Raw genomic sequence first — 6,228 nt, forward strand, 5'->3', positions numbered from 1 at the left:
GCTATGCGGCTCCAATGCCTGTGCTGCGGGGACGGACTCGTTCGACGGCGCGCAGCCGGACGGAGGCGGCGCGGGGGTTGGCGGCGATCTCGGCGTCATCGGCGCGCTCGGCCCCGCGGGTGACGAGCTTCAGCTCAGGCTCGTGGCCCTCGGGGACGAAGGGCATGTCGACCGGCACGTGCGAGCGCGTGACGGCGGTGAACGCCTGCTTCACGAGCCGGTCCTCGAGGGAGTGGTAGGACTCCACGACCACGCGGCCGCCTCCCGCCAGCGCGTCGATGGCCGCGGGGACGGCGCGCCGGAGCACGGCGAGCTCGTCGTTGACCTCCATGCGCAGCGCCTGGAAGGTCCGCTTCGCCGGGTGCCCGCCGGTTCGGCGGGCGGGGGCCGGGATCTCGGCGTAGAGGAGCTCGACGAGCCGCGCCGAGGTGGTGAAGGGCTCGCTCTCACGCTGGCGGACGACGGCGCCGGCGATCTTGCGGGCGAACTTCTCCTCGCCGTAGTCGCGCAGGACCCGGGTCAGCTCGCCGGCGGAGTAGGTGTTGAGGACGTCGGCGGCGGTCGGGCCGGTGGTGCCGTCCATCCGCATGTCCAGCGGCGCGTCCACGGAGTAGGCGAAGCCGCGCTCGCGGACGTCGAGCTGCATGGAGGAGACGCCGAGGTCGAAGAAGACGCCGTCGACGGCGTCGATCCCGAGGTCCGCCAGCACCTCGGGGATCTCGTCGTAGACCGCGTGGACGGCCGTGAAGCGGTCGCCGTACGGCGCCAGGCGGCGGCCCGCCATCTCCAGGGCGGCCGGGTCGCGGTCGATGCCGACGACCCGCGCCAGCGCGCAGCGGGCCAGGACCGCCTCGCTGTGTCCCCCGAGCCCCAGCGTGGCGTCCACCAGGACGGCGTCGGTGTGGTCGAGGGACGGGGCCAGCAGAGCGACGACCCGGTCGAGGAGGACGGGGTCGTGGGTGGGCGGGGCCATCAGCGGCCCAGGTGCGCGAGCAGGAGGAAGACGGCCGCGAAGGAGAGCGAGGTCAGCGCCGAGAACGTCATCACGGCCGCGGCGTCGCGCGCCTGGTGGCGGACCCGCCTTGCCGGTGTGACAGGTGTGACGCTCATCGGTTTCGACCCCGCTTGGAAGTTGGTGCGTGCTGCCTGAGGAAGTGGTGATCCGCAGGACCAGGTCCCTGCCCGCTTCCCGAGGGAAGTGCCGCTTTCTGGAGCCGGGGAAGGTGCCCAGAACTCGGCGAGTACAGGAAGCGGGCCAGAGACCTCGTCCTGCGGATCGATGTGAAGTTGGGTGCTACTCGTCGTCCTCGTCGAGGTCGGCGAACTTAAGGACCTCGGCCTCCTGGTACTCCCGCCACTTGGTGGGGTTCCAGATCTCGAGGCGGTCGCGCACGCCGATGACGACGACGTCCTTCTCGAGCTGTGCGTAGTCGCGCAGGGGCGCGGGGATGCCGATGCGGCCCTGCTTGTCCGGGGTGACCTCGTCGCCGCCGCTGAAGAACATGCGGTTGTAGCCACGAGCGGCCTTGCTGGTCATCGGTCGCTCGGCGGCACGGTCGGCCTCGCGGTCGAAGACCTCCGGGGGCCAGACGACCAGGCAGTTCTCCTGACCTTGCGTCACGACAACCCCCTCAGCCAGCCGGTCCCGGAACTTCGCGGGGAGGAAGAGCCGACCTTTCTCGTCGAGCTTCGGCGTGAAGGTGCCCATGAACCGCATGGAGCACCTCCTTGATCAGCCACCGACACCCACCGCACTGGTCGCTTCCTCCACTTCGCCCCACATTACTCCACTTTGCTCCACCGTCAACCACATCGCTCCCCGCGTTTCCACTCCGCCCCACCGGACGCCCGGCCGGCGGCTGTCCCGCTGCGCACGCGTAAGTTGCTCCCGCGACCTAGGGTGTGAAGCAGCCTGGGAGCCCCCCGCTCGCCCGACCCGGAAGGACCGCACGTGGAGCCATCGACCGGAGGCGCCGACCTGGAGACGCTGTCGCAGGTGGTGGCGCGGGTGCGTCACAACGTGGAGCGGGTGATCGAGGGCAAGCCCGACGTCGTCTCGGCGGCCCTGGTGGTGCTCCTCGCCGAGGGCCACCTGCTGATCGAGGACGTGCCCGGCGTCGGCAAGACGATGCTCAGCAAGGCGCTGGCCCGCAGCATCGACTGCTCGGTGCGGCGCATCCAGTTCACGCCGGACCTGCTGCCCTCGGACGTCACCGGGGTCTCGATCTTCAACCAGAACACCCGCGAGTTCGAGTTCCGCCCGGGCGGGATCTTCGCCAACATCGTGGTGGGCGACGAGATCAACCGCGCGTCCCCCAAGACCCAGTCGGCGCTGCTGGAGTGCATGGAGGAGCGTCAGGTCACCGTCGACAACGCGACCTACCACCTCGAGACGCCGTTCATGGTGATCGCGACCCAGAACCCCATCGAGATGGAGGGCACCTACGCGTTGCCCGAGGCCCAGCGCGACCGCTTCATGGCCCGGGTGTCGATCGGCTACCCCGTCGAGGCCGCCGAGATCGCGATGCTCGACTCCCGCGCGGAGACCAACCCGCTCGACGACCTCGAGTCGGTCACCGACGCCGCGGAGATCCGCAAGCTGAGCGCGATCGTCGCCTCGGTCTACGTCTCCCCCGCCGTCCAGCGCTACGCCGTGGCCCTCACCGGCGCCACCCGCCGCACCGACGAGCTCACGCTCGGTGCCTCGCCCCGCGCGACGCTCCACCTCGTGCGTGCCGCCAAGGCGTTCGCCGCGATCCACGGCCGCGACTACGTCCTGCCCGACGACCTGCGCGACCTGGCCCGCCCGGTCCTGGCGCACCGTCTGCTGCCCAGCGTCGAGGCCGCCATGAGCGGGCGGTCCACGAGCATGATCCTCGACGGCATCCTGGCCTCCGTGCCGGTGCCCGACGCTCCGAACCGTGCGTGAGGCGCTCGCCGGTCTCACCGTCCGCGGCCGGGCGTTCCTGGCGGCGGGCCTCACCGCGATCGTCTGCGCCGTCCTCCTGGGGCAGCCGGCGCTGACCCGCGTCGGCGTCCTGGTCCTGGCGCTCCCGCTCGTCACCGCCTTCGTCCTGGGCCGCAGCCGCTACCGGCTGGCCCTCGTCCGCACCGTCACGCCGCAGCTCGTCGCCGCCGGCCAGCCGGCGCGGGTCAGCCTGACGCTGACCAACGAGGGCCGCACCCCCAGCGGGGTGCTGCTGCTCGAGGACCAGGTCCCCTACGTGCTCGGCACCCGGCCCCGGTTCGTGCTGGAGGGCATCGGCCAGGGCTGGCGCCGCCACGTCACCTACCAGGTGCGATCCGACGTGCGCGGCCACTTCGACATCGGCCCGATGTCGGTGCGGGTGAGCGACCCGTTCGGCCTGGTCGAGCTCGGCCGCTCCTTCCGTACGACGGTCCCGCTCACGGTCACGCCGCGCACCGTCCCGCTCCCGAGCATCCCGCTCGGCGGCGGCTGGACCGGCTCCGGCGACAACCGCCCCCGCGCCTTCGCGGCCGGGTCCGCGGAGGACGTCACGGTGCGCGAGTACCGACGCGGCGACGACCTGCGCCGCGTCCACTGGCGCAGCTCCGCACGCACCGGCGAGCTGATGGTGCGCCGCGAGGAGCAGCCGTGGCAGTCGCGCGCCACGCTGTTCCTGGACAACCGCACCCGGGTGCACCGCGGCCAGGGCATCGCGTCCTCGCTGGAGGCGGCCGTGTCCGCCGCGGCCTCGATCGCGGTCCACCTCGCCCGCGGCGGCTTCACCGTCCGGCTGGTGACCGCCGCGGGCGAGGACCGCGCGTCCGCATGGCACGACCGCGACTCCGACCTCAACACCGCCCCGCTGCTCGAGGCGCTCGCCGTCCTCGAGGCCATCCAGAGCCCGCGCCTGGACACCAGCTGGCTGGGTGAGCAGTCGCACGGCGGCCTCACCGTCGCCGTCCTGGGCAGCGTCGAGGCCTTCGACATCCCGGTCCTGCGCAGGATGCAGCACCACACCAGCTCGGCGGTGGCCATCGCCCTCGACGTCGACGCCTGGACCTCCCCCGCCGCCGGCACCGGCGGCGCCGTCCCCGTGCTGGCCCAGCAGGGCTGGCGCTCGGTCTCCCTGGGGCCCCGCGACCGCCTCGACGCGGTCTGGCAGGACCTCGGTCGCAGCTCCTCACCCGGCGGCCGCTCCGGCGGCGCCGCCCCCGAAGGGATGGTCGCCCGATGACCCGCTCGCGCGGCAGCCTGCGGGCCGCCCTGGTCCTGGCGCTCGTGGCCGCCGCCACCACCTGGGCCGCGACGCTCTCGTGGCGCGGCTTCACCGAGGAGTCGGCCGACTACATCGGTCCGCTGCTCGTGCTGGGCGCCACCGTCGCGGTCTCCGGCGCCGTCGCGCGCTGGTTCCGGGTGCCCGGCGCCCTCGTCGTGCTGCTGCAGGTGCTGCTGTCCGGGATGCTCGCCTGCCTGATGCTCACGGGCTCCCCGCTGCCGGTGGGACCGGCGTGGGCCGAGCTGGAGGCGGCGTTCCGCACCGCCGTGACGAGCGCCAACCGCTACGAGGCGCCGGTGCCCGCGACCGCGCCCGGCGTCCACCCGCTGCTCGTCGGCGGCGGGCTGCTGTGCATCCTCCTGGTCGACCTGCTCGCGTGCACCCTGCGCCGCGTGCCGCTGGCAGGCCTGCCGCTGCTGACCGTCTACAGCGTCCCCGTCAGCGTGATCGACGCCAGCATCTCCTGGTGGGTCTTCGCCCTCACGGCCGCCGGCTTCATGACCATGCTGTTCCTGCAGGAGAGCGAGCTGGTCGCGCGCTGGGGCCGCCCGCTGGGCCAGCAGGTCGAGGGAGGCGGCGACCTCGGCGTGCGCACCGGCGCGATCCGCACCAGCGCCGGCACCATCGGCGGCGTCGCGACCGCGCTGGCGATCGCGGTCCCGCTGCTCATCCCCACCCTCGACCTGCACGTGTTCGACCTCGGCCGGGGCTCGGGCGGCAGCGACGAGATCTCGATCCGCAACCCCATGGTCGACCTGCGCCGCGACCTGCGCCGCGGCGAGGACACCTCGCTGATCCGCGTGGAGACCGACGACCCCGACCCGTCCTACCTGCGCATCTCGGTGCTCAACCGCTTCTCCGGCGACGAGTGGAGCTCCGGCGACCGCGAGGTCCCCCAGGAGAACCGCCCCGACGGCGCGCTGCCCGCGCTGGAGGGCGTGGGCTCCGCGGTGCCGCGCCGCTACTACGAGTACGACCTGAGCATCGACGAGAGCTTCGACTCCACGTGGCTGCCGACGCAGGCGCCGATCGTCGAGATCTTCGCCGACGGCGACTGGCGCTACGACACCCGCACCATGGACTTCCTGGCCGGCAACTCCGGGGACGACGACCTGACCACCGCCGGCATGGACTACTCCATGACCGGGGCCCAGCTCGACCTCGAGGCGGCCGAGCTGGCGCGCGCGGGCTCCGGCATCACCAACGAGACGCTGGACTTCGTGGACCTGCCGGAGGACCTGCCGGCGGTCGTGCGCGACCTGGCCTTCGACGTCACCGAGAACGCCACGACCACCTTCGAGAAGGCCCAGGCCCTGCAGCGGTGGTTCCGCGAGGCGGGCGGCTTCGAGTACGACCTCGAGGCGGCCGACGAGGGCAGCAGCGGCGACGACCTCGCCGCCTTCCTCGACCCCGAGGAGGGACGGGTCGGCTACTGCGAGCAGTTCGCGGCGGCGATGGCGACCATGGCCCGCGTCCTGGACATCCCGGCCCGGGTGGCGCTCGGCTTCCTCGAGCCCGAGGACCTCGGCGACGGGGTGTTCGAGTACAGCGCCCACGACCTGCACGCCTGGCCCGAGCTGTTCTTCCCCGGTGCGGGCTGGGTCCGCTTCGAGCCCACTCCCCCGGACCGCGCCGACGCGGCGCCCGACTACACCACCGAGAACGTGCCGGACGTCCAGGACCCCAGCGTCCCGCCGTCGGCCACCGCCAGCGAGGACACCCCCGACCGCGCCACCGAGGCGCCCACCACGCAGGCCCCCGTCGAGGAGGAGGCCACCGCCGACCGGGAGGACGAGGGGTCGGGCTTCCCCTGGCTCCGGCTGCTCGGCGGCGGTGGCGGGCTGCTCGTCCTGGCCGCCCTGGTGCTCACGCCCCGGCTGCTGCGCGGCCGGGCCCGCGAGCGCCGCCTGGCGGGCGGGCCCGAGGACGTCTGGGCCGAGCTGCGCGCCACGGCGGTCGACCTCGGCCTGAGCTGGCCGCGCTC

General features: G+C 73.2%; 6 protein-coding genes. 3 read left to right on the top strand and 3 right to left on the bottom strand.

The annotated features are described in order from the left end of the window. Nucleotide 1 precedes the first annotated feature (1 nt). The 3 genes from rsmH to mraZ form a co-directional block, all read right to left on the bottom strand. On the bottom strand, nucleotides 2-973 hold the full coding sequence (gene rsmH, locus IRQ30_RS21310; protein WP_193614881.1) for a 16S rRNA (cytosine(1402)-N(4))-methyltransferase RsmH: 972 nt from the start codon (nucleotides 971-973) through the stop codon (nucleotides 2-4). Then, nucleotides 973-1,110, bottom strand: coding sequence for a hypothetical protein (locus IRQ30_RS21315; protein ID WP_193610682.1), 138 nt, complete (start codon nucleotides 1,108-1,110; stop codon nucleotides 973-975). The genes rsmH and IRQ30_RS21315 overlap by 1 nt, the downstream gene beginning before the upstream one ends. A gap of 184 nt (nucleotides 1,111-1,294) precedes the next feature. Next, complete coding sequence (gene mraZ / locus IRQ30_RS21320; RefSeq protein ID WP_193610683.1) at nucleotides 1,295-1,717, bottom strand: division/cell wall cluster transcriptional repressor MraZ; 423 nt, start codon at nucleotides 1,715-1,717, stop codon at nucleotides 1,295-1,297. A 234-nt stretch (nucleotides 1,718-1,951) separates the two neighbouring features. Here mraZ and IRQ30_RS21325 point away from each other — a divergent pair, with 234 nt between their 5' ends. The 3 genes from IRQ30_RS21325 to IRQ30_RS21335 all read left to right on the top strand — a co-directional run. Next, nucleotides 1,952-2,929, top strand: a complete 978-nt coding sequence (locus IRQ30_RS21325; RefSeq protein ID WP_193610684.1) for an AAA family ATPase — start codon at nucleotides 1,952-1,954, stop codon at nucleotides 2,927-2,929. After that, nucleotides 2,922-4,202 carry a DUF58 domain-containing protein gene (locus IRQ30_RS21330; RefSeq protein ID WP_193614882.1) on the top strand — a complete coding sequence of 427 codons (1,281 nt, stop codon included), beginning with the start codon at nucleotides 2,922-2,924 and terminating at the stop codon, nucleotides 4,200-4,202. The genes IRQ30_RS21325 and IRQ30_RS21330 overlap by 8 nt, the downstream gene beginning before the upstream one ends. Next, on the top strand, nucleotides 4,199-6,228 hold a 2,030-nt coding region (locus IRQ30_RS21335), incomplete at its 3' end, for a transglutaminase TgpA family protein (RefSeq protein ID WP_193614883.1). The genes IRQ30_RS21330 and IRQ30_RS21335, both read left to right, overlap by 4 nt.

Origin of the sequence: Nocardioides lijunqiniae (assembly GCF_015024225.1) — a bacterium.
GTDB lineage: Bacteria > Actinomycetota > Actinomycetes > Propionibacteriales > Nocardioidaceae > Nocardioides > Nocardioides lijunqiniae.